This window comes from Polynucleobacter sp. UK-Mo-2m-Kol15 (assembly GCF_018881505.1).
Classification (GTDB): domain Bacteria; phylum Pseudomonadota; class Gammaproteobacteria; order Burkholderiales; family Burkholderiaceae; genus Polynucleobacter.
This window is the reverse complement of the sequence record NZ_JACVQC010000001.1, coordinates 742,049-764,251: the sequence shown is the minus strand read 5'-3', so window position 1 is coordinate 764,251 and position 22,203 is coordinate 742,049. Positions and strand designations below refer to the sequence as shown.

Genomic DNA, 22,203 nt, shown 5'->3' with positions numbered 1-22,203 from the left:
CTGCAATTTATTAATATCTACAACTTAAATACAACTCTATCTTGCGCACCGCCTAAAACAAGTTGATAAGCCTCTAAAGCTTTATCAAGACTAAAAACCCGATCAACCTTGAATGGCTTTAATTTTCCGGATTCAAATCCAGCGCGTAGCAAATTTAGTAGCTTGGTAGATTCAATACAGTCCAATGCGAGGGTATCGATGCCAACATAAGTATGCATACCACGATAGAAGGTAAAAATATCGAATGGAATTGCTCGATCCTGTGTTGAGATTAATATCTGTGTTCCGCCCTTGGCGAGTGATTTATTGGTCGCCTCAAAGTAGGCACTTCCTACGGTGTTATAAATAATATCTGCGCCTTTACCATCACTTAATTGCAATATTTTTTGAGCGATTGCATCAGGACTTAATTCTTTTGAATTCACAACATGCACTCGACCGCAAGCAAAGGTGTCATATTTTTCTGAGCGCTGAACGGCAATCACATTTGCACCTTGCATTGCCGCTATTTGGACAGCAGCTTGCCCAACTTTACCGTTCGCACCCATAACGACCACTGTTTGACCTACCGTAGGCAAACCGCTGCGACGAAAACCTTCATAAGCAGTAACAAAAGGAACGCCTACTGAGCCCGCCTCCTCAAAACCCAAATTATTTGGCTTTTCAAATAAAGCCAAGATGGGCAAAACTAGCAATCCTGCGTGAGAACCATTGCGTGTGATACCAATATCACCACCCGAACCCCAAACTTCTTTTCCCACCCACTCACTAGGCCCATCAATAACCACTCCTGAAAAATCTCGCCCTGGGGTACGAGGAAAAATTGCCTTAGGCATGATGCCCAATGCAGCCTTAACATCGCTAGGATTTACCCCTGCGTAATAGACTCTCACCAAGGCCTCACCATTCTTTAATACTGGCGGCACCTGAATCTCGATAGCAGGTAGCAAATCCTCAATAGAGGAAACCTTGCTATTTAGTCGTAAAGCGTGGAGATCTGGCTTACTCATTGTCATCATGCTTTTATCTCAATCAAATTCTTTCAGTCTTTAGAGGTGTCGACCACCATCCACGACAATCCGTGTTCCTGTTGAAAAGCGCAAACGGGTTGCGCAAGCTTCAATTGCGGAAGCCACATCATCAGGACTTCCAATACGCCTTAATGGAGTTGTAGCAGCAGTTTTGTCATTGAAGTCACTTCCGCGCCCTGGTACAAATGCAGAATCCACTACGCCAGGAGAAACGCATAGCACACGTATCGATGGAGCAAGAACCTTTGCTAAGGATTCACTCACAATATCGAGACTAGCTTTGGCAGCAACGTAAGCCAGGTTACTACCTACCCCAGTAAATCCTGCAATTGAAGAGACATTCACAATCAAGCCATCACCACTAGCCTTTAGTAGGCCTTGAAATGCGCGGATAGAAGCAAACACTCCACGAAAGTTAGCTTTGAGAACTTCATCAATCAAATCATCGGTAAGATCATCCAAATTGGCAGCCGGCACAGGCTTTGTGAAGCCGGCGGAATTAATGAGAATATCGCATCGACCCAGACGACTTTCCACCTCTTTTGCAGCGGCAATTAATGTTTGAGAATCCGTAATGGATGCATTTAAGCAAAAATGATTTCCAGGGGGTAGTTGACTAATTTGGTCTTGCCCTTTTTCTAGGGCATTACGTCCAATCAATACACAAGTTGCTCCCAATTTGGCAAAGCGTTTTGCCGTAGCAAAACCAACAGCACCAGTGCCGCCAATAATGACGGCCACTTTATTGCTTAATTCATCTACAGATTGAAAAGTACTCATAAAACTCCTAAGGGATTGGTGGGGCTGGAAATTCCATCTCGCCAGCCTGCAATACAAATGAATGATTTAGTTGGCAAATTCCAGACTTACTATCTGTTAGGTATTTACCAACCAACTGTCTAGAGACGCCGAATACTGGATCACTCTCTAGATTGCTGTCTGTCGAATCAAAAACCTGAGTTATTAATACCTTATAGCCCAGCTTAGAAATCATGAAATGAATATGGGCTGGCCGATTAGGATGTCTACTTTGTGCACGCAACAATTCTCCGCAGGGACCATTGGTTGGCACAGGATATCCAGCAGGGCGAATCGTTCTGAAGAAAAACGCTCCATTTTCATTTGTTTCAAACCTACCCCGTAGATTCATATCCTCTTGAAGTTCATCTTGATTTTCATAAAATCCAACCGGGGAGGAATGCCACACATCCACTATTGCAGAGTCAATTGGTTTTTTTGACTCATCCAGAACAAACCCGTGAACTTCCATCGCCTGACCACCCAGGTCTGTTCTAGAAATGCTCTCACCCCAAGCACATAGAGGGGCATTCTTACGCCAGAATGGGCCTAATAATGCAGCGTAGGACCCGCCATCCTGATCTAAATTATTGATTGTCGCTACTAGGGATGAGATGCCGAGGATATCGGCCGCAAGAACTACCTCATTGGTATTCTTCCCAGTAGCCTGACCAATGCCAACAATGAATTGAAGCGCCCTCTCAAACTCAGAATCTGTTAATTGATTCTCCAAGACAAACTGATGTAAATGCTGAGTTAATGAGGCGACTAAAGTTTTTAGTCGCTGATCTTGCGTGCCCTGCATAGCAGCAAGCGCAATATCTAAAATTGATTCAGGACTTGTTATGAGGGCCATATTGAAACCCTAACACTTTTTCAAAAGTAACATTAAACAATCTTTCTCATCACATCATAGAGTGCGTTTTGCCCCTCGAAACCAATCCCAGGCCTTTCAGAGAGATTAATTTTTCCATCAGTAACTTGAGAATCATCTGCAAAACCAGCAAAGACACCAAATGTATCTGGGTATGCCTCACACCCGCCTAAACCAAATCCAGCCACGATTGCCAAGGTCATTAAATTTCCGCCATGAGGAAAAATAGAATGACGGCCCCAGCCTCGGTCTTCTAGCATCTTTACAGTTCTACTAAATTGAACAATCCCATAGGACTGAGGAACATCAATTTGAATAATGTCTCGGTCCTTGCGAAGACCACCAAAATGAACCAAATTATGTATATCTTGCGTTGAAAAAAGATTTTCACCAGTACCTATAGGCGACGAATATATATCCGTAATTTCTGCAAGTAAGGCAAAGTCCAAAGGATCAGTAGGCTCTTCAAACCAGCGCAGTTTATAGGACTGTAAAGCCTTAGCATATGCCAGCGCACGCTCTGGAGAGAGCCCCGCATTCGCATCTACAGCCAGATTCTGACCGCCCCCAACAACCTTTAGGGAGGCCTCCAAACGAGCAATGTCTTCTGCTACAGAGGCGCCACCAACCTTGATTTTCATGGTGGTGTAACCCTGGTCTAGTCGAGTTCTGATTTCATCCAATAACTCAGGAATCCCTTTATTTGGAGCATACCAACCACCACCCACGTAACAAGGAATCTCCTTGCGCACTTCGCCTGCAGAAAACTGATTTGCCAACACAACATGCAATGGAAGATCTTCAATCTTTGCAACAGCATCCCAAATTGCAAGCTCAATTGTTCCTACAGCTACAGATCTTTCTGTATGTCCACCTGGCTTTTCTCGCTGCATCATACAAGCGAGTATTTTTTCAGGATCCAGATTATTACCTGCCGCATTGAGAAGTGTTTCAGGCTGAGCCTTCATAATGCGGGGAATTAAGCGATCTCGCATTTGAGCGCCACAGGCATATCGTCCGGTGGAGTTAAATGCAAACCCAACTACTGGCTTTCCATTTCGAATCACATCCGTTACCACGGCTACAACCGATGTTGTCATCTCACTAAAATCAAAAACCGCATTGCGGATACTTGAATTTAGGGGTACTGCAATCTCTCGAATATCTGTGATTCTCACAATCTACCTTTATAAATTCTTAATCAATTCGGATATTCGCAAGCTTAATGACTTGAGCCCACTTGGGAATCTCTGAGCTTAAGATTTTTTCGTACCGTGCGCCTGTAGCAAAACTTGGATCTATACCCAAGCTAACCAATCTTTGATTTATGTCTGGACGTTTCACAACATCACTTACTGCCTTCATGAGTTTTTCAGTAACATCGCCCGGGGTTCCTGTAGGAGCCATCATCCCCCAATAGCCAATTACAGTAGCTTGCGCAAGACCTAACTCGGATAGAGTGGGGACGTTAGGTAAGGCAGGCGAGCGATTCTCTCCAGTCACTGCCAAAGCAATTAATTGACCAGATTTAATATATTGCGCCACTGGACCAATGCTACTAAACATCATTGGAACCTGACCCCCCAATAAATCAACTACAGCTGGGCCAGTACCCTTATAAGGAACATGCACAATATCAACGCGGGCAACTTGCTTAAATAGCTCGCCAGCCAAATGGGTCATGGTGCCATTACCACCAGAAGCATAGTTCAAGGTACCAGGCTTACTTTTAGCCAATGCGATCAGTGCCTTTAAGTCTCGAACTGGCAATGTTGAGTTAACAACGATGACTGAGGCTGCAGTTCCAACTAGAGCTACAGGCTGAAGATCCTTGAGCGTGTCATAAGGTAAAGTTGAAAATAAACTAGGGTTACTGATGAGCGCCTGATCCGCCATTAGGAGTGTGTAGCCATCTGCCGGTGATTTAGCAACGACATCTGTTGCAATTGAACTTCCCCCGCCGCCACGATTTTCAACTACCACTTGCTTTCCCAATAACTCCGACAATTGTGGCGACAAAGTGCGCGCAACCCCGTCAGTTAAGCCCCCGGGGGCATAGCCAACCATTAAGCGAATCGTCTTTTCTGGGTAGCCTTGGGCGCTAACACTGTGCACTGAACCTAGAAAAATACAGGCACAAATTGAAAATACTTTTTTAAAAAATGAATTCATGGCCCACCTTAAAAGTGTTTTTTTATTTCAGGATCAAACTTGCCATCAATCAACACAAAAAGCATCTTGCAGGGCTTGCCTGATCGATTACTCCAAGCATGATTTGTTCCCCTCTCGACCAAAAAATCGCCCTGTTTCATTAGGCGCTCTTCTTTATCGAGGACCAAGTAAATTTCTCCTTCCAGTACAACCGCATAATCTACTGTTTCAGTACGGTGCATTAAGGGGTGCGTCCCTGACTGGTAAGTTGAGGCCTTGTTGGTACCCATGGCCCCAAAGACATCCTTCGCGTCATCTTGGGCCAACTTTTGAAGCCACTCCCCTTCCGGTCCAAATTCAATAATTCGCACTACAGTGCCATTTGTAGGGGGCTCCAATTGCAGTGGGCGAGAAGTTGTATCAGACGTATTATCAACCGGTACTGGCATGGCATCGGTGTGCCATAGATCAGTCAGATAAAACCCAACTCTTTTTGGATTGGTATGCACAGAAGGGGCAGGTCCATCGTGTGTAACGATGGCCTTACCTTCTGCATCATGTCCGGTGACAATGCGTCGAACGTAGCCCTTTGGATGGTTCATCAGAGCCTCTTAAGAATTGGTTTTCTTAAGACCAAGCATGTCACGTGCCTCATTAGCTGTAGCTAACTCACCACCCAGATCCTTCACAATACGATGGGCACGCTCAACTAGCTGCGCATTGCTCTCACAAAGAACGCCTTTTTCAAGATAGATATTATCTTCCATGCCAACCCGGATATGGCCGCCATATAACCAAGCTTGAGCAACCATCGGAAACTCTGCGCGGCTAATACCAAAAGCTGCCCACTTCGCACCATGAGGCAATTGATCTCGCATGTATAGCAATGTTGCTGGATCTGTATTTAATCCATACTTCACACCCATCACAAAGGTGTATAAACCCGGGCCCTCAAGGGTTCCATCTTTAATTAAGTCTTTTGCTAAATTCAGATCCCCAGTATCAAAAATCTCTAACTCAGGCATCACGCCAGCATCCCGAATGACCTTTGCCATCTTGCGTACATTGCTAGGTGTATTCATGACTACATCAGGACCAGAATTCATCGTATTTAAGTCCAGTGAGCAAATATCAGGTCTGAGCTTTGCAACATGCTCCACGCGCTTTAATGGGTCACATAAGGTAGTGCCGGGAGCAAATAACTTAGGGTCTCCTTCGGTTGGCACATATCTACCGCCTGGGCCAGTGGTCAAATTGATGATGAGCTCTTTATTGTGTTTTTGTATTAACTGAATTACCTCTGCATAATGGTCAATCTCCATAGATGGCTTACCAGTATCTGGGTGACGTACATGGATATGTGCCACTGCCGCCCCTGCATCAGCAGCACCTAAACAAGCATCAGCAATTTGCTGTGGAGTTATAGGAAGATAGGGGGTCATCTCTGGTTTTGTTAAATTACCTGTAACTGCACAAGTCAAAATTGTTTTGCTCATCGCGTTTCCTTTTAGTAAAGTGATTTGAAATTAATTAAAAAAATAATGATTAAAAAAATACGTCCGCATTCAAAAAACACAACCGCCATGCGTTTGCTCGACATTGCAGAGGTTTTGTTTTCTGAGCATGGCTATGCCATGACCACTGTGCGAGATATTGCAACTCGCGCAAAAGTAAACCAGGCATTGATCAACTACCACTTTCAAAATAAAAAAGGGTTGTTTAATGCCGTCTTTGAACGCCGTGCCAGCATCATTCTTGCCGAGCGTAATATGCTGCTGAATGAAGCCAAAGTCAAAGCGAAAAACAAAGCTATTCCATTGCGAAACTTGATATATGCCTTCATTTATCCACCGTTGCGCATGGCTAGTGAAGATAAAGGCGGTAAAAGCTTTGTGAAGCTGCAGGCTCGACTTCATAATGAACCAAAAAACATTGAAAGCGTATTGCGATCCAAGCTATATGACGCAACCAGCTTACGCTTTGTGGAGGAGTTAAAGATTACACTCCCTAAATTAAGTGAAGAGTCCATAGCTTGGCGTTTGATTTTTGTTATGGGTTTATATCTATACGTGGCTTCAAATACAGGTCGCATTGAAGTAATCTCGAAAGGTCGATGCAAAGGTGGAAACCTTGCACAAGCAATCCCTGAAATTCTGGATTTTTGTGAACAAGGCTTCCTAGCTCCACCTACTCAACCTTAGCGCCCACTTCTTTCACTACTTTTTCCCAGCGATTGACCTCTTCAGTCATATACGTATTGGCCTGCTGAACATCCCCACTCATCACCACCAATCCAGCTTTATCCATCTGCTCCTTAACTTCAGGTAACTGCAATACGAAATTCACAGCTCCATTCATTTTTTGCACGATGTCATTTGGCGTTTTAATTGGCGCCATCATGGCGGACCAGGTGTAATCCTTAATCTGTGGATAACCCAATTCAACTAAAGTCGGAACATCAGGCAAGTTTGGTGAGCGTTTATCACTGGAGATCCCCAGAATGCGAACCTTACCCTGCTTAGAGAACTGATAAACACCTGCAACTGCCGTACAAGCAATTGGCGTTTCACCGCCAACAACTGCCATTGAAGCTGGGCCTGCACCCTTGTAAGGAATGTGATTGATATCAGCCTTCCATTGAACTCGGAATAGATTTTCGCAAGTCAAATGTGGTGTAGTGCCATATCCCGGACTTGAATATGACAGCTTATTCTTGCTTGCATATGCTTTGAGCTCAGCTAAAGTTTTTACCGGAACAGCATCATTGACACTAATGACATTGGCCTGAGTAGAGATAAAGGCAACTGTAGAAAAATTTATCTTTGGGCTGTAACCAGCTGCTGCACCATATAGCGCTGGGTTTACTGCAAATGCAGCAGAGTTTACTAGGAAGGTATAGCCATCTGGAGGAGCGTTGGCAACGATCTGAGCTGCAACGTTTCCTCCAGCGCCCGCCTTATTTTCAACAAAAACGGATTGCTTCAAGATCTCTGCAAGCTTAGGCGCAATAATGCGGGCAGACATATCGGTTGGGCCGCCAGGCGGGAAGCCAACTACTAACTTAATCGACTTATCGGGGTAGGCAGCTAAAGCCGACCCAGCCATCAAACTAACGCTTGCTAACAAGCTCAGTTGAAACAGCTTCCTAAAAGTATTTTGAATACTGCAAGTGGAATGGCGCATTCTACCTCCTAGATTTTCGGTATAAAAATGGATACTTAATTCGAACTGATTACTCTTATTTAATTGCGAGAGGATTGGTTGGAGAACCAACCGCCCCGGTAATAGGAATTGCAGGGGCTACAAACATAAACTCATAGATACCGTCTGCTGCACAGTCATCAGCAATATCTTTTAAATAGAAAATTTCGCCCATGGTCATGCCCATAATCGGGATAGTAATCCAATGCCATGGTTGATTAATGCCAGGCTCAGACTCATTTGGGCGAACTTCGCAGCCCCAAGTATCACTGGCTAAGGCAGCTAATTCAGTACGCTGAATCCATTCCAAAGTCTCAAATGCAAACCCCGGAGCATCACCACCTGGATAGCCATCCCAGCTTCCGGCTTTAATTTTTTCTTCCATTTGGCCTGTGCGCACAATGATGTAGTCGCCACGCTTAATTTCAATCCCTTGTTTCTTCGCAGTGTCATCCAAGTCCTTACAGGTAATTCCATACCCTTCAGGCAAGCATTCCATACCTTTGGCTCTCGCTACATCCAGCAAAATACCGCGGCCAACCATTTTTGATTTCGTCTTTTCGATTCCGCATTTTGCCGCGCCCGCTGAAGACACTTCCCTACAGTCATAACCGTTATACATGTAATTCTCATAGAAAACATGTCCTAAGCCGTCCCATTGGGTGCCGCACTGAAGTGGCATTACAACCATGTCGTCCGCAGCCCGAATGCCCCTCTTATCCAACACTCCCGCATAGGCATCAGTCCCCGTCCGCAACATGGTGTGCACTGGATTGATGCGCCCCATAGATGGATACTTTGTTTTAGCCCCTTGAGGACCGCTACTATCAAAATTGAGCGCCAAAGAAATAACCTTCCCTTTTCGCACCAATTGTGCAGCTGCAACAATATCTTCTGGAGAGGTGAAATTCAATGTTCCAATCTCATCCTCAGGACCCCATTTGCCCCAATTTTTATATTTTTCGGATGCCGCAGTTAAATCAGCGCGAGTAATTTTTTTCATTGTCTCCATTGCCTTATTTAAATATTATTAAACAGTTGTTTAAATTATCAGCGAAAATGATCCCTGTCAATAGCCCAAATCAATGCCCTTAAATTTCGGTGAATTATTTAGCCTAAAAAGATAGGCTAGCAACTGGGGTCATTGCTAAATGATGATGATTCAAGCTCAGGAAATGGCATACCCGCCCATCTGGGACTTTACCGCCGCCTTCACAATTCTAGATACCTCTCTAACGGCAGGAAGATGAGCATTGTCAATTCTAGAAGCTAGAACTAAATCTCTACGCAAATCTTTAATTTCAATTGTCATAGCCTGAAGCTCATCGCGATTTAACTCCTCATGAAATGCACTAGCAGGGGCAATCGTAATTGCCTCACCCGCTTTTACTAAGCTACGGATGGTCTCAATAGACTCTATTTCAGCAATGACATGTAATGCAGATTTTTTGCCCGATCCGGCCTTGTGAGTCAATGCCAACATACCGGGAGTCAGAATGAGGGGGAGTGAATTCAAGCCTCCCAAGGCAATAGGGCTCTGCTTAGGCAGCATTCCAGCAATCCCTACTAAACATAGCGGCTCTGATATGAGTGGAGTCAAGTGGAATTTATAAGATGGCAATGGGTTGGTCAGGATTGCGATATCCAAGAGTCCAGTTAACAAGAAGTCATTTAATCTAATACTTCTCCCCTCGATCAGTCGCATGTGAATTCCAGGAAATTCTTGCAGGGTATCGGATACAACTTTTGGCATCAAAATTGAGGATATAGTTGGACTAGCACCAAATACAATCGAGCCCTTTGGTTTTGAGCGAAGTCCCGATATCTCGTGTTTTGCCTGTGCAACCTCACTCACTATACGATTGGCGTATTCTAGGAGCTCCCTCCCGGACGCTGTCAACTGGACCCCCCTTGCCAAACGATTGAAGAGAATAGTGTTGAGCTCACCCTCTAGCTGCTTAATATGGCGAGTTAATGCAGGTTGTGCAATCCCTAATTTGACTGCTGCTGCTGAAATATTTCCAAGCTCTGCAATAGCAACAAAGTAATTAATACTTCTTAACTCCATAATGTAAAGCCTCCATGCCACCCATATCAATTTGTTATATCTTAAGCTACAAAAAAGGTATTTGTGGATATTTGGGTTTTACTCTCAAATGGGGCAATAAAAAGATAAATAGTGGAGGAGATCATGAAAAGAAAATTCAAGTTATCGGTGCTTGCTTTGATGGTATTAGCCGTTCCTGCTGCAGTATCGGCGCAAGGGGCAAACAACTACCCAAGTAGACCTATCAATATTATTGTTCCAATGTCACCCGGCGGCACAGCCGACCTGCTAGCCCGCAACCTGGCTCCACTGCTAACAGAAAAGCTTGGTCAAAGCGTTGTCGTAGATAACCGTGTTGGTGCAAATGGGGCAATCGGAGAGGAGATATTTTCAAGAGCTAAGCCAGACGGGTATACCTTGATGATTGAATCCACGTCCATTGCAACCAATCCGTGGATGAGCACTTTAAGCTATGACCCTAGAAAAGCATTCATCCCCACCATCCAAATTGCAGCAGTCCCACTGGTCCTAGTTGTTAATAACAATGTCAACGCAAAAACTGCCAAAGAGTTTATTGCCCTAGCTAAGGACAATCCTGGAAAAATAAACTATGCCTCGTGGGGAAATGGCAGCATTGGGCAGTTTGCTGGAGAAATTTTCAAAATTTCCACCAAAACCAACATTGCTCATGTACCTTACAAATCGACTGCGCAAGCTCTAAGTGACACCCTGGCTGGTCAGGTAGACGCGATGTTTCCAACCTTACCTCTAGTGCTACAGCAACTGGGCGCAGGAAAGATTAGAGCCCTGGCACTTGCCTCCCCAACTCGATCACCTCTAGCCCCTAATATTCCAACTATGGCCGAGGTTGGTGTACCCGGTGTTGAAGTGGAAACATGGTTTGGGATATTTTTGCCAGCAGGTACGCCGGAAAGTATTGTGAACAAAATAAATCAAACCACAGATGCGATTCTCAATACGCCAAGCTTTAGGGCGCATCTAGAGAAACAAGGCTTCAGGGTCATTGGCGGTAGCCAAGCTGATTTTAATAAATACTATCTAGCTGAAATTAATCGCTATGGAAGCATTGTTAAAGAAGCCAATCTAAAGGCGAACGACTAAATGAATCCACAGCAAATTGGCGCAAACGACAGCGTCGAAGAAGTCATTGCTAAAACTTCTTGCTCACGCGCATGGCTTGACACTTCAGAGGAAGATCTGATTGTTAAGCCTGATGCAATTACATTAAGAATTAGCGCCCACATACCAGGCGATTCACCAGCAGTAAAAGATGTTTTTGAGCCCGCATTCAAACGATTACAAATCATGACTAAGGGCGCAATTCAAGTAAAGGGTTACTGGGGTGGCAGCCTTCATAAAGAACGCGAAGGAATTGATGCGCTTATTAACAATGTGACTGATATGTGCCCTGTTTACTCGGCATGGGATTCTAAGATATTTCCAGCAGCACAAAGTCTCAGCTTGCCATTTATATTTCCGAGCGCTGAGGTTGCTACTGCAGTATCAGAAGCGCTCTATCACGATTATTTCAAAAAAGATTTTGAGGCCAATCAAATTCTCATGGGTCGCCTGGTTGCTACTAGTGAATACAACCTTTTCAGCCGAGAACCGATTGAGTGCCTCGATGATTTAATTGGTAAAAAAGTTGCCTGTAGTGATGGCATGGAATTCGATATTTATAAAACGCTAGGCGCTATTCCAATAGGATGTAGTACGCCAGAGGCTAAGGCAAAGTTTGCCAGTAATGAGACTGACGCTGTATCAATATCGGATAGCGCAGCCTATACGGCAGGAATTTTTCAGTTCGCCCGCTATAGAACCTCAGCAAATTTAGTCCGCGTCAATCTTGAGTATGGACTCTCACATCATTTTTGGAACAAACTGTCTCCAGACTTAAAAATAATTGTAAATCAATGGCTAAGGGCATTAGCGCAAGCTGGAGCACAGTTATTTTATGGGCTAGCAGGCGCTAGAGCACGGGTAGCCTTTCAAGAGTCAGGCATGCAATTTATCGACATCAATGCAGAAGAAATTCAGCGATGGAAACATCAATTAGCAGGAGTAGCAAATAAATATTCCAAGGAAATGGCAAGCTTAGGATACCCCTCGGAAAAAATGATTGGCGCCATACATGAATCAACTAAACACTTTAGTCAGTATTCTGCAGATGAATTATTTGAGAGCGCCCTTAAAAATCCTCTAACTAATATTACGCCACTGGAATAATTCGCTATGAGAGAAAAAGTGGTTGGCATCATCGGTCTTGGCTTAATGGGTCAAGCCTTTTCAACAAGATTACAAAGTCAGGGATATGAAACTCTAGGCTATGACATTAATCATGATCGCTGCCATGAGTTTGGTAGCGCAAGAGTGGCTTCATCGGCAATAGCGTTGGCTGAAAAAACAGATGCTTTGATCCTGTGCCTCTTTGATACAAAGCAAATCCAAGAAACCCTTCTTGGTCCACAGGGTTTGCTTTTGAGCCCCCGAGCTTCAGCCCTAAATATTATCTGCACCAGTACTTGTGAACCGGAGGCTATTTGCGAAATTGCCGCTGCCACGCACAAACATTCTGCGCACTTTATAGAGATGCCTATTTCCGGTACAAGTAAACAAGTAGCGAATGGAGACTGCCTTGGCCTCATAGGTGGTGATAAAAAAGCTATCGATAATTTATCGCCGATACTAGATGCTATGTGTGCAAAAAGAATGTATGTTGGCGAGATTGGCAGTGCCAGCAAGGCTAAACTGGCGATCAATCTCGTTTTAGGACTTCATCGAGCCGCACTTGCAGAGGGTTTAGTATTCGGACAACGAATTGGATTAGATACAGACACCTTATTAAGCCTACTTCAAAATTCAGCCGCTGAATCTAGCGTCATGCGCGTTAAGGGCCCTTTCATGACAAAGCGAAAGTATGATGAACCTCAAAGCCGTGTTGATCAAAGTCTCAAAGATTTTGGCCTCATTCATAAACTAGCAGCGCAAAATAATCAACCGCTCCCCCTGGCAACTCAATACACCGAGCTATTGGAAGCCTGCCTTGAGCGAGGGGAAGGAAAGCAAGATAACGCAATCATATTCGAGGCAATTCACCGCCGAGGGGACTCCAATTGAAACCATCCACTATTCGCTACGCAACAGCTTTTACCTTAAAAATTCCCCTCATCAAGCCGATGCTGATGGCTGGGGTTCAGATTACGCATGCAGAGACATTTATTGTCCGACTAGAAACGCATCACGGTATTGTCGGTTGGGGTGAAAATACAGCTGCCCCAAGTCATGGCGGCCAATCCCTCGATCAAATGAAGAATGTATTTCATCATCATATTCACGCCCTACTCATTGGCCAAGACTCACATTGTTTATCGGGCATCAGCAACTTGATCACCCAAAAATTTCCACAAGGAAATGGGGCAGCAGCAGCGATTGACATGGCTTTATATGATCTTCTAGGAAAAGAGTTGGGAGTTAGTGCCTGTACTTTGATGGGCGGAAGACAAAGAGATCAAATTCCCCCGCTATGGTTAATCGGAACCAAGTCGGTAGACTCAGATATCAGGGAGACTGAAAAATGCCTGACTCTTGGTTATCGGTTTTTTAAGCTCAAGCTTGGCGTGAAATCGCTTGCAGAGGATATTCAATCATTCCTAGGTATGCGCAAGGTCCTAGGAGATGGAATACAAATTTGTGCTGATGCCAATATGGGCTACACAACCGAACAGGCCGTGGAATTTTTAGAGGGCTGCAAGAATGCTAATCTTGCTTTTTTAGAGCAGCCCCTTAAAAAAGACAATATTTCAGGATTGAAACAGATCTGCGATCTTCATCTTGCGCCGATTGGGCTTGATGAATCAATTACCAGTACCGCAGATATGATTAGCGCTAAAGGGCATGGCGTCTCTGGCGTTTCCCTTAAAACACTTAAATTAGGCGGGATCAGTGGTGTTCTCCAGAGTGCGGCGGTATGTAATGCATTAAACCTAGAGATTAATCTTGCCGGAAAGATTGCAGAGACATCGATTGCCTCGGCGGCAGTATTGCAACTGAGCGCCGCATTAAATAATGTGAACTGGGGGGTTAGCCCGAGCCACTTATATTTAGCCGAAGATATTGTTGACAAGCCTATTCAGCCAATCAATGGCATGTACTCTATCCCGACTGCTGCAGGCCTAGGAATAGAAGTGAATGAAGATCAACTGAAGCGTTTTCTCGTGTAATTTTTGGTAAAGGTAGCTAGCATATGGTCAACGTTGCTTTAATTGGATTTGGTTGGTGGGGAAAAAATTTAGCGAAAGCAATGGAGGGGGAAGACTCCAAAATTCGACTCGCCATGATCGTGACCAAAGAAATGGCTGAAGCATCTGAATACTGCAAAGCTCATCAAATTACCTTGAGTAATGAACTGAGTGATGCGTTATCCAACCCCCTGATTGAGGCAATTGTTTTAGCTACACCCCATTCCATGCATTCAGACCAAATTGTGGCTTCGGCACAAGCAGGAAAGCATGTATTTTGTGAGAAGCCATTGGCACTCAGACATGAGGATGCAGTAACCGCCATCAAAGCATGCAAAGACAATCATGTCATTCTTGCAGTGGGACAAAATAAACGATTTTGGCCTTCCATGGCCAAACTCCGAGAGGTTGTGGCCAGCGGCACCCTAGGCACTTTAATGCATATTGAAGGCCACTACAGCAATGAGCATTCGACAAAATTTTTCTCAGATTGGCGCGATAAACCAACCGAATCACCCGCCGGTGGATTAACTGGTACGGGTATTCATATTATTGATGCCATGGTTAACCTTGCGGGAAAAGCAAGTCAAGTTTCTGCTCATGTTGCCAGCTTCAGGTCAGGCAAAGATCCTCGTGATGCCACCTCAGTCAATGTCCAATTTGAAAATGGGGTGAGCGCTTATTTTGCGATGGTTAGAGCCACCCCTCTATTTTGGCGAATGCATGCCTTTGGAGATGCTGGTTCAGTAGAGGCGATTGGCGAAACTGAGTGCATTGTTCGCAGAAATGGTTATGTAGTTGAGCGCTTTACCTACCCAGCAATTGACTCTATTAAGGCAGAACTCGATGCATTTGCCACCTCCATTGCGTCAGGCGGAGAAATACCCTACCCAATTAGCACAGAAGAAATGGGACAAACAATCAACCTTTTTGAAGCCATTGTGCAATCAGTGAACAAACAATCCACTATAAAGGTACATCCATAAAACTCTTTCATCTTGCGATCTCATTGCTCTCAGCGCCCCTTTTTTTAGCGATATCAAATAGACCAGCAATTATCCGAATGAGATTGAAATTCACTGGTTCGTATTGTGGAGATCATTGGCCATCAAATACCCTCCTCTTCAGAGGGATTATTTTTGAATTAAAAATGCTGAATACACCTAGAGTATTTTTAGGGAAATTATGATAAAAATTGGGAGTTCAAGCCGACATTGCCGGCCAAAATTAATCAGGTTTTGTAATACCCATAAGAACGATATTTAAATCAGATTCGGAGACAATTATGCAACGCAAGCTCAGCTTCATCGCCTTAAGAAGTTCATTGATAGCGCTACTTTTCATTCCCCTGGTTGCGATAGCTCAACAAAACTATCCAAATCATGCAATGAAAATTATTGCGCCTTTTCCACCCGGAGGAACCAGTGATTTGCTAAGCAGAATCATTGCACAAAAACTGGGTGATGCTTTGGGGCAAAGCGTTATCGTTGAAAACAAACCGGGTGCAAATGGCACCATCGGCCTTGACGCAGCGGCTAAATCTCCAGCTGATGGATATACGCTTTTACTATCAACCAGCAGCATCATTTTAAATAATCAATTTCTTTATAAAAAACTAAGTTATGACTGGTATAAAGATTTTTCACCTATTACCATGGTGGGCATTGCAGGCCAGGTGCTGGTTGTAAATCCAAACTCACCTGCAAAGACAGTGAGTGAACTAGTCGCACTTGCAAAAGCTAAGCCAGGTGAGATTAATTACGGTGCAGGCGCGAAAGGTAATACAGCACACTTAGCTGGTGAGAAGTTTGCATCCGCAGCCAATATAGACATTACCCATATTCCATACAAGGGAAATGGTCAGGCAACCGCAGCCTTGGTCGCAGGTGAAGTGCAATTAGTTTTCTCAGATATGGCGCCAGCACTTCCATTCATCAATACGAAAAAATTAACTCCTTTGGCAGTTACAACAGCACAACGCTCCACCTCCCTTCCTGATGTACCCACAATGGTAGAGCTTGGATATCCTAATTTTGAGTCAGTTGTTTGGTGGACCCTTGTCACTCAAAAAGGAGTTCCTGAACCTATCATTCAAAAACTCAACACCACACTTGAAAAAATTATGAGCTCATCCGATGTTAAGGATAGCTTCCTGAGATTAGGTGTCACACCGCTTTTCAGTGCACCAAGCAGAGTCAATGAGATTGCCAGAAAAGATTCTATAGCTGCGGGGGAGCAAATTAAGAAATTAAACATACCGAAGGAATAAGCAAAATTCCATCTTTTCGGAAATTATTTTTATACAACCTATAGCACCTAACATGAGGTAGAGCATGAAATCTTTTTTACTGAGAAAAATTTTCATTACGATGGGGGCATTTGCAAGCTTAGCATGTCTCCATAATGCAGTAAACGCGCAACCATACCCAAATCGGCCAATTAAGGTTATCGTGCCGGCCTCTGCTGGGGGTGGAGCCGACTTTATTACTCGCACCATCAGTAATCAGCTGGGAGATTACATGGGACAAAGCATTGTGGTCGAAAATAAATCAGGCGCATCTGGCACGATTGCGGCTGAGTTTGTCTCAAAATCACAGCCAAATGGTTATACGATTTTAATGGCGCAATCAACTAGCACCGTGATTGCTCCACATCTCTATAAAAATTTAAATTACGATACGCTTAAAGATCTAGTGCCGGTAACCCAGGTAGCGCAAATGCCTTTTGTAGTGGTGATTAACCCAAAAGTTCCCGCGAACAATGTCAAAGAATTTATTGCGTATGCTAAAGCTAACCCTGGAAAGTTAAACTATTCAACCTCAGGTAATGGCGCTGGTAGTCATTTGGCTGGAGAGATGTTTAATTCCGCTACTGGAGCATCTATGGTCCATGTGCCTTACAAGGGCGCTGGCCCCGCACTGAATGCTGTTGTTGCGGGTGAGGTAGAGGTTGCATTTATTCCAATTGTGAATGCCCTCCCTTTGGTGAAGGATGGTCGTTTAAAGGCGATGGCGGTGACTACAATTACACGCTCATTAGCTGCGAAAGATATCCCAACCTTGGCTGAAGCCGGATTAACTGGTTACGATATCAATACTTGGTTTGGAATGTTTGTTGCTACTAATACGCCGCCACAGATCGTAGACCAGATCTATAAGGAAACAGCGCGAGCAATTAAACAGCCTGAGATTCGTGATCGCTTTCTTCGCGAGGGTGCTGACCCTATTGGAAGTACTCCTGCAGAATTCAGCGCACTTGTTAAAACCGAATTTAATAAATTTGCAAAAGTGGTTAAGGATTCTGGAATTAAGATTGACTAGATTGTGTTGTATAAATAAAAACACCAACTTTCGAGTTGGTGTTTTTATTTTATGACAGGGGGAAATCAGCTTAACAAAGCGCAAAGAGTGAGAACTAAATAACTTACAGAAACTCTAATAAATTGAGTTTTCTTAGTAAATATCGTCACTAGGCTCTATTGGCAATGAAATCGGCTTTTTCAATCTTGCAGATAAGTCGAATGCCTTGGTTAGCATCAAATTGCGATGCGCCTCAGCAGCTGTAGCAGCAGGAGTAGGCAAGCCCAATGCCACGCGATTTAACCAAGATTCTGTCTCCTCACGCATTGGACCACGAAGCTCTCCCAAGGCCATATCTCCTGGAGGATAGCTTCCCATGAAATCAACACGTCGAGCAGAATCAGGCGCATAACCTTCACCCTGAGACTTGCTAGTTGCCAGCACAATATCGCGATGAGTATCATCAATAGTTAATACACCCTCAGTTCCAACAATACCAACATCCAGGCTATAAACCGCTCCAGGCCAAACTACTGGCAATGCCCAAGAAATAGTTGATTGATAAATAGTTCCATCGGAGAACGTAATCACCCCAGAGGTTGCATCAATCCCCTTCCACTCAGGCCCCAGGGCCTTATCAATGGAGCGCGCATAAATCTCCACTGGAGTTTTACCCTCCATCATCCACATCACAATATCCAAAGCATGTGTTCCGGATATCACCATCGGAGAAATTTTTTCAGGGTGATCAGTTCTCTTATAGTTATCAATTGCAACCAATCGATTCATAAAGGCACGAGAAGAGACTAGCGTGACATCACCCAGTTGACCTGTACTCACCTTCTCCTTTGCAGCCAACCAGCGACGACGAAATCGCTGGGTATAGCCCACAACGGCATCGACACCAGCTGCTTGGATCGCAGCTAAAACTCTTGCTGAATCACCTAGATCAGTAGCTAAGGGCTTTTCAATCATTAAGGAGTGTTTACGCTCTGCCGCTAGCAAAATCGGATCAACGTGCAAGTGCTCATCTGTTGAAATAATGGTCGCATTGACTTCGGGCCTGTTTAATAGCTCCCGATAGTCAGATGTTACAAAATCTGCCTTCAATTTTTCAGCTATGAGCTTGGCTCGTTCTGGATTTTTTTCTGCAATCCCGATCCAACCAACTTGAGCATGGCGAGCCGCTACTTCACCTCGAAATAAGCCGACTCGACCAGCGCCAACAATAGCTAAGCCGATATTTTTTGCTTGGCGATCTCTCATCAATTACCCCGCGACTACTTTAAGTTTTTCTTCGGGCAAAGGCAGATAGACTGGGTTACCAGTCTCAGCAGAGAGATCTGCGGCCATGTAGACCTCCATCACAGTACGAGCCTGCTCACCAGTGACGAGTACGGGCCTATCAAAAACTACTGCCTCAATAAAATGAATGGTTTCTGCAGCCATTGGGCCAGCAAACACGTGATCCACTTTCTCACCAGGCATGGTAGACATTGGCAACTGCATACCCTTTTCCATGGTGTTAATCACCACATCTTTGTGACTATCATCGACCATTACTGCACCTTCGGTACCAAGAAACTCAATCCAAGTTGTGGAAAAGTTTGGATAACCGAGTGGCAAGCTCCAGCCACCACCGACCACAAATGAAAGTCCGCTATCCATTGTGACTGTGATCCATTGGGTATCTGGAATCTCAGCGCCGGTCGATTCACGCATTGCCCCGAAATTCAATTGGGAATAGACCTTGACAGGCTTTGCTGGCTCTAGACACCAAAATACAAAATCCAAATCGTGGGTTGACTCCATTGCAGCCGGAGACAGCTTACCGCGTCCAGTAATCTTTTTACCCAAACTACGGGTAATGTGGCGGCTAACCAAGACGCTTACTGGACGACCAATGGTGCCATTGGTAATTGATTTTTTAACGTAAGCAAATTTAGGATTAAATCGCTGTGAGTAACCAATACTGAACTTTAAATTTGATTTTTTAGCTAAAGCAATTAACTCATCAGCTTCTGAAAGCTCTATTGCAATCGGCTTTTCCATGAACACATGTTTACCTGCCAATAACGCATCTCGCGCGATTGGATAATGGGTAGTTTCTGGAGTGGCTGAAATCATGACCGCATCAATATCTTGTATTTTTAATAGTTCGCGATAATCTGTCGTAGCTGTTTTAGCTTCTACTAAATTCGCCATTTCTTTAAGACGCAGTTCATTAGTCTCTGCAATATGAATATCCTTAATCAGTGCGCTTCCGCGAGCAGTCTCTGCACGAATTCCACCACACCAACCAGTACCAATAATTCCAAGATTAATTTGTTTCATGTCTTTCACCCTCTTAACATTAAATATATAAAAATACTGCTTAATTTATCGAACTGTTTTACGTGCAATCACTACATTATCAAATACTAAATTCTGAGTCCAGATCCAACGCGCGCCCGAGAATAATTCTGGGTAACGAGTATAGGCCGGCAAATTATTAACTCCAATATCCTCATCGGTATACTCCCAGGCTCTTGGCCAACTCAAATCATTAAAACGCTTGGTTTGCCACTTTTCTGGAATAGGGTAATGAACCGCAAAGCATTGATCTTTGCAATCTGGTTTCTTTGCAAACGGATGAACTCGCCCCTTTTGCGGTGTGTCATGAACATTGCCTTTTTCAACAACTTCAGATGGATCATTTAATGGGGCGATATAAAACGTTTGCGCCTTCCATGAGCTATCTGTAACCGTGCCATCACTAAACTTCGCAATTAAGCCACCGTCGCCTGGGTACCATTGACTTGTTTTTTCAGTGACCGGGACTGGAAATTGCTCCATCCCCAAACCTAATTGCTCATCCCAATCCACCAATAAAAATGCCATCGTGTAAGGCCGCTTGACTTTGAATTTGACGATCGCTGAATTAAATGGAGTGTATGGAGTATTGTCAACGGAGACTAATTTCCCATTGACCCACATCTCATAGTAATTATCTGCAACGATATATCCAGTAATGATTTCACCGTCAGGATCAACAACTACCAAGGGCACATCCCCGGTGGAGACCTCTGAAGCATTTTTAGGCGTAATTTGCGCACACTCACTATAGAGATTGGCGCTACTCGGTCCAAGCCCTTTTTGTAATGCAGTTTCAGCAGGCATCGTAATGACCGTTCCATCAGTTGCAGTGATTTTTCCCACTGCACTTAAACGATGATTCCTAACAGTCACCGGACACTTATACAGCGTCTCAATGATTCGCGTAGCTGGCCCTTGGGTCACCATTCTTTTATAAACAGTGTTATCTGGATCTAATGGCAAATCTTTTGCTGCTGATGAATACTGTGAGCCCATTACCCCAAAAATAAGTAATGCTGAATTTACTAGCAAGCGCTTTAAATTCATGATGCCTCCTTAGTTAAAGACTGACTACATTAGGACTTAATTGCAGCATTCACCCGCGGCATGACTTCAGTGGCAAATAATTCCATTGAACGTCTGGCCAGCTTTGGATCCATCCAATCATGACAGGCATAAAGTAGCTGACCAAAGTCACCTATCACATCTCTAAAAGCTAAAATCTGGTCTACTACAGAATCTACTGTGCCAGCAATCACCAGACGCTTGGTCACATAATCAATTGTGATTTCAGAGTCAGGCATGTTTTGATCTAGCTTAAATAAGTTACCGCGCCCACCACCACCTACTAGCTTACGAACTAGTTGCTTAAAGTAAAAATGATAGGGACCGCCCTCCTCCAATGCATAGCGTCTTGCTGTAGCCTCATCATCCGCCACAAAAATACTTTTGGCAACACGCCATTCATCAGGGTGAGCTACAGCTCCGACAGCTTCGCGCCCCTCAACATACTTTGGCCAGTGCGTTTTGACCCACTCAGGAAGTAAAAATGGGGCAGAAATTGGTTGCCATCCACGTTTAGCCATTTCCGTAACTCCCTTCGAAAACGGAGCTACTGCCGTACCAACAATTAATGGATGTGGTTTTTGAAAAGGCTTCATGATGAAACCCTGTCCAATTTCCGTTGCCATTGTTTTTTCAACGGAGATATTCCAGTAGTCCCCTTTGATGTTGTAGGGTGGCTCAGATTCCCATATCTTTAGTACCGTATTAATTCCTTCAACAAACATCGCATTTCTATCTTTGTCAAAGTTTCCAAATACCTCAGCATCAGACATTAATCCACCTGGGCTAACACCCATAATGAATCTACCTTGAAGTAGGTGATCCATCATCGCTGCCTGTGCTGCCACATTTGCCGGATGAGAATTTGGCACATTGATCGTGCCAGTACCCAGCATAATATTTTTGGTTTGATGAATTAGCGTTGCCAAAAAAATCATTGAGGAGGTGACTGTCTCTGCAGCATCGGTTACGTGCTCACCAACATACGCTTCAGAAAAACCCAATTGATCAGCCAAAATAATGGCTTCTTGATCCTCCCTTAAAGTCTCAACAATATTTCTTCCTGGGGGATGCAAGGGCATCATAAAGGTACTATATTTCATCATCTCTCCGATTAGTTTTA

At 44.2% G+C, this 22,203-nt stretch carries 22 protein-coding genes; 8 read left to right on the top strand and 14 right to left on the bottom strand.

Annotated features, from left to right (window positions below):
* Positions 1 to 17 precede the first annotated feature (17 nt).
* The 7 genes from ICN43_RS04030 to ICN43_RS04000 are packed head-to-tail and all read right to left on the bottom strand — an operon-like array spanning position 18 to position 6,350.
* Complete coding sequence (locus ICN43_RS04030; protein ID WP_216197321.1) at positions 18 to 1,019, bottom strand: zinc-binding alcohol dehydrogenase family protein; 1,002 nt, start codon at positions 1,017 to 1,019, stop codon at positions 18 to 20.
* 30 nt (positions 1,020 to 1,049) lie between these two features.
* Entirely contained in the window at positions 1,050 to 1,811 is a 762-nt protein-coding gene (locus tag ICN43_RS04025) for an SDR family NAD(P)-dependent oxidoreductase (RefSeq protein ID WP_216197320.1), read from the bottom strand.
* Between the two features lie 7 nt (positions 1,812 to 1,818).
* On the bottom strand, positions 1,819 to 2,685 hold the full coding sequence (locus tag ICN43_RS04020) for a dioxygenase (protein WP_216197319.1): 867 nt from the start codon (positions 2,683 to 2,685) through the stop codon (positions 1,819 to 1,821).
* Positions 2,686 to 2,717: 32 nt separating this feature from the next.
* The gene (locus ICN43_RS04015; protein ID WP_370623150.1) at positions 2,718 to 3,881 is read right to left on the bottom strand and encodes an enolase C-terminal domain-like protein; all 1,164 of its coding nucleotides are present in this window, start codon (positions 3,879 to 3,881) and stop codon (positions 2,718 to 2,720) included.
* A gap of 19 nt (positions 3,882 to 3,900) precedes the next feature.
* Positions 3,901 to 4,875: a tripartite tricarboxylate transporter substrate binding protein gene (locus ICN43_RS04010; RefSeq protein ID WP_216197318.1), complete on the bottom strand. Its 975-nt coding sequence runs from the start codon at positions 4,873 to 4,875 to the stop codon at positions 3,901 to 3,903.
* Between the two features lie 8 nt (positions 4,876 to 4,883).
* On the bottom strand, positions 4,884 to 5,456 hold the full coding sequence (locus ICN43_RS04005; protein ID WP_216197317.1) for a cupin domain-containing protein: 573 nt from the start codon (positions 5,454 to 5,456) through the stop codon (positions 4,884 to 4,886).
* Positions 5,457 to 5,465: 9 nt separating this feature from the next.
* Positions 5,466 to 6,350 carry a 3-keto-5-aminohexanoate cleavage protein gene (locus ICN43_RS04000; protein ID WP_216197316.1) on the bottom strand — a complete coding sequence of 295 codons (885 nt, stop codon included), beginning with the start codon at positions 6,348 to 6,350 and terminating at the stop codon, positions 5,466 to 5,468.
* A 45-nt stretch (positions 6,351 to 6,395) separates the two neighbouring features.
* Here ICN43_RS04000 and ICN43_RS03995 point away from each other — a divergent pair, with 45 nt between their 5' ends.
* Complete coding sequence (locus ICN43_RS03995) at positions 6,396 to 7,055, top strand: TetR/AcrR family transcriptional regulator (RefSeq protein ID WP_216197315.1); 660 nt, start codon at positions 6,396 to 6,398, stop codon at positions 7,053 to 7,055.
* Here ICN43_RS03995 and ICN43_RS03990 read toward each other — a convergent pair.
* The 3 genes from ICN43_RS03990 to ICN43_RS03980 form a co-directional block, all read right to left on the bottom strand.
* Positions 7,042 to 8,037 (bottom strand): tripartite tricarboxylate transporter substrate binding protein, encoded by a 996-nt coding sequence (locus ICN43_RS03990; RefSeq protein WP_216197314.1) that lies wholly within the window; start codon positions 8,035 to 8,037, stop codon positions 7,042 to 7,044. The genes ICN43_RS03995 and ICN43_RS03990 overlap by 14 nt on opposite strands.
* A 55-nt stretch (positions 8,038 to 8,092) precedes the next feature.
* Positions 8,093 to 9,058: a cyclase family protein gene (locus ICN43_RS03985; RefSeq protein ID WP_255533414.1), complete on the bottom strand. Its 966-nt coding sequence runs from the start codon at positions 9,056 to 9,058 to the stop codon at positions 8,093 to 8,095.
* A gap of 165 nt (positions 9,059 to 9,223) precedes the next feature.
* A complete protein-coding gene (locus tag ICN43_RS03980; RefSeq protein ID WP_216197312.1) occupies positions 9,224 to 10,123 on the bottom strand; it encodes a LysR family transcriptional regulator in 900 nt (299 codons plus the stop codon).
* 123 nt (positions 10,124 to 10,246) lie between these two features.
* Between ICN43_RS03980 and ICN43_RS03975 the strand changes: the two genes are divergently transcribed.
* The 7 genes from ICN43_RS03975 to ICN43_RS03945 all read left to right on the top strand — a co-directional run bounded on the left by ICN43_RS03975 (position 10,247) and on the right by ICN43_RS03945 (position 17,681).
* Positions 10,247 to 11,224, top strand: a complete 978-nt coding sequence (locus ICN43_RS03975) for a tripartite tricarboxylate transporter substrate binding protein (protein ID WP_216197311.1) — start codon at positions 10,247 to 10,249, stop codon at positions 11,222 to 11,224.
* Positions 11,225 to 12,349, top strand: a complete 1,125-nt coding sequence (locus ICN43_RS03970; RefSeq protein ID WP_216197310.1) for a TRAP transporter substrate-binding protein — start codon at positions 11,225 to 11,227, stop codon at positions 12,347 to 12,349.
* A 6-nt stretch (positions 12,350 to 12,355) separates the two neighbouring features.
* The gene (locus ICN43_RS03965; protein ID WP_216197309.1) at positions 12,356 to 13,240 is read left to right on the top strand and encodes an NAD(P)-dependent oxidoreductase; all 885 of its coding nucleotides are present in this window, start codon (positions 12,356 to 12,358) and stop codon (positions 13,238 to 13,240) included.
* Entirely contained in the window at positions 13,237 to 14,343 is a 1,107-nt protein-coding gene (locus tag ICN43_RS03960; protein ID WP_216197308.1) for a mandelate racemase/muconate lactonizing enzyme family protein, read from the top strand. Before ICN43_RS03965 ends, ICN43_RS03960 begins: the two co-directional genes overlap by 4 nt.
* Positions 14,344 to 14,366: 23 nt before the next feature.
* On the top strand, positions 14,367 to 15,347 hold the full coding sequence (locus ICN43_RS03955) for a Gfo/Idh/MocA family protein (protein WP_216197307.1): 981 nt from the start codon (positions 14,367 to 14,369) through the stop codon (positions 15,345 to 15,347).
* Between the two features lie 299 nt (positions 15,348 to 15,646).
* Entirely contained in the window at positions 15,647 to 16,630 is a 984-nt protein-coding gene (locus ICN43_RS03950) for a tripartite tricarboxylate transporter substrate binding protein (RefSeq protein ID WP_216197306.1), read from the top strand.
* A 64-nt stretch (positions 16,631 to 16,694) separates the two neighbouring features.
* Positions 16,695 to 17,681, top strand: coding sequence for a tripartite tricarboxylate transporter substrate binding protein (locus tag ICN43_RS03945; RefSeq protein ID WP_216197305.1), 987 nt, complete (start codon positions 16,695 to 16,697; stop codon positions 17,679 to 17,681).
* A gap of 132 nt (positions 17,682 to 17,813) precedes the next feature.
* Here the strand turns inward: ICN43_RS03945 and ICN43_RS03940 are convergent, their stop codons facing one another.
* Genes ICN43_RS03940 through ICN43_RS03925 form a run of 4 tightly spaced genes read right to left on the bottom strand, consistent with a single transcriptional unit; the run spans position 17,814 to position 22,183 of the window.
* A complete protein-coding gene (locus tag ICN43_RS03940) occupies positions 17,814 to 18,926 on the bottom strand; it encodes a Gfo/Idh/MocA family protein (protein WP_216197304.1) in 1,113 nt (370 codons plus the stop codon).
* Positions 18,927 to 18,929: 3 nt separating this feature from the next.
* Positions 18,930 to 19,994, bottom strand: coding sequence for a Gfo/Idh/MocA family protein (locus tag ICN43_RS03935; RefSeq protein WP_216197303.1), 1,065 nt, complete (start codon positions 19,992 to 19,994; stop codon positions 18,930 to 18,932).
* 45 nt (positions 19,995 to 20,039) lie between these two features.
* Positions 20,040 to 21,062 (bottom strand): hypothetical protein, encoded by a 1,023-nt coding sequence (locus ICN43_RS03930; protein ID WP_216197302.1) that lies wholly within the window; start codon positions 21,060 to 21,062, stop codon positions 20,040 to 20,042.
* A gap of 29 nt (positions 21,063 to 21,091) precedes the next feature.
* Positions 21,092 to 22,183 (bottom strand): LLM class flavin-dependent oxidoreductase, encoded by a 1,092-nt coding sequence (locus ICN43_RS03925; protein ID WP_216197301.1) that lies wholly within the window; start codon positions 22,181 to 22,183, stop codon positions 21,092 to 21,094.
* Between the last annotated feature and the right edge of the window lie 20 nt (positions 22,184 to 22,203).

Coding starts and splice junctions, on each gene's coding strand:
- ICN43_RS04030 (WP_216197321.1), bottom strand. CDS start 1,019: ATGATGACAATGAGTAAGCCAGATCTCCACGCTTTACGACTAAATAGC.
- ICN43_RS04025 (WP_216197320.1), bottom strand. CDS start 1,811: ATGAGTACTTTTCAATCTGTAGATGAATTAAGCAATAAAGTGGCCGTC.
- ICN43_RS04020 (WP_216197319.1), bottom strand. CDS start 2,685: ATGGCCCTCATAACAAGTCCTGAATCAATTTTAGATATTGCGCTTGCT.
- ICN43_RS04010 (WP_216197318.1), bottom strand. CDS start 4,875: ATGAATTCATTTTTTAAAAAAGTATTTTCAATTTGTGCCTGTATTTTT.
- ICN43_RS04005 (WP_216197317.1), bottom strand. CDS start 5,456: ATGAACCATCCAAAGGGCTACGTTCGACGCATTGTCACCGGACATGAT.
- ICN43_RS04000 (WP_216197316.1), bottom strand. CDS start 6,350: ATGAGCAAAACAATTTTGACTTGTGCAGTTACAGGTAATTTAACAAAA.
- ICN43_RS03995 (WP_216197315.1), top strand. CDS start 6,396: ATGATTAAAAAAATACGTCCGCATTCAAAAAACACAACCGCCATGCGT.
- ICN43_RS03990 (WP_216197314.1), bottom strand. CDS start 8,037: ATGCGCCATTCCACTTGCAGTATTCAAAATACTTTTAGGAAGCTGTTT.
- ICN43_RS03985 (WP_255533414.1), bottom strand. CDS start 9,058: ATGAAAAAAATTACTCGCGCTGATTTAACTGCGGCATCCGAAAAATAT.
- ICN43_RS03980 (WP_216197312.1), bottom strand. CDS start 10,123: ATGGAGTTAAGAAGTATTAATTACTTTGTTGCTATTGCAGAGCTTGGA.
- ICN43_RS03975 (WP_216197311.1), top strand. CDS start 10,247: ATGAAAAGAAAATTCAAGTTATCGGTGCTTGCTTTGATGGTATTAGCC.
- ICN43_RS03970 (WP_216197310.1), top strand. CDS start 11,225: ATGAATCCACAGCAAATTGGCGCAAACGACAGCGTCGAAGAAGTCATT.
- ICN43_RS03965 (WP_216197309.1), top strand. CDS start 12,356: ATGAGAGAAAAAGTGGTTGGCATCATCGGTCTTGGCTTAATGGGTCAA.
- ICN43_RS03955 (WP_216197307.1), top strand. CDS start 14,367: ATGGTCAACGTTGCTTTAATTGGATTTGGTTGGTGGGGAAAAAATTTA.
- ICN43_RS03950 (WP_216197306.1), top strand. CDS start 15,647: ATGCAACGCAAGCTCAGCTTCATCGCCTTAAGAAGTTCATTGATAGCG.
- ICN43_RS03945 (WP_216197305.1), top strand. CDS start 16,695: ATGAAATCTTTTTTACTGAGAAAAATTTTCATTACGATGGGGGCATTT.
- ICN43_RS03940 (WP_216197304.1), bottom strand. CDS start 18,926: ATGAGAGATCGCCAAGCAAAAAATATCGGCTTAGCTATTGTTGGCGCT.
- ICN43_RS03935 (WP_216197303.1), bottom strand. CDS start 19,994: ATGAAACAAATTAATCTTGGAATTATTGGTACTGGTTGGTGTGGTGGA.
- ICN43_RS03930 (WP_216197302.1), bottom strand. CDS start 21,062: ATGAATTTAAAGCGCTTGCTAGTAAATTCAGCATTACTTATTTTTGGG.
- ICN43_RS03925 (WP_216197301.1), bottom strand. CDS start 22,183: ATGAAATATAGTACCTTTATGATGCCCTTGCATCCCCCAGGAAGAAAT.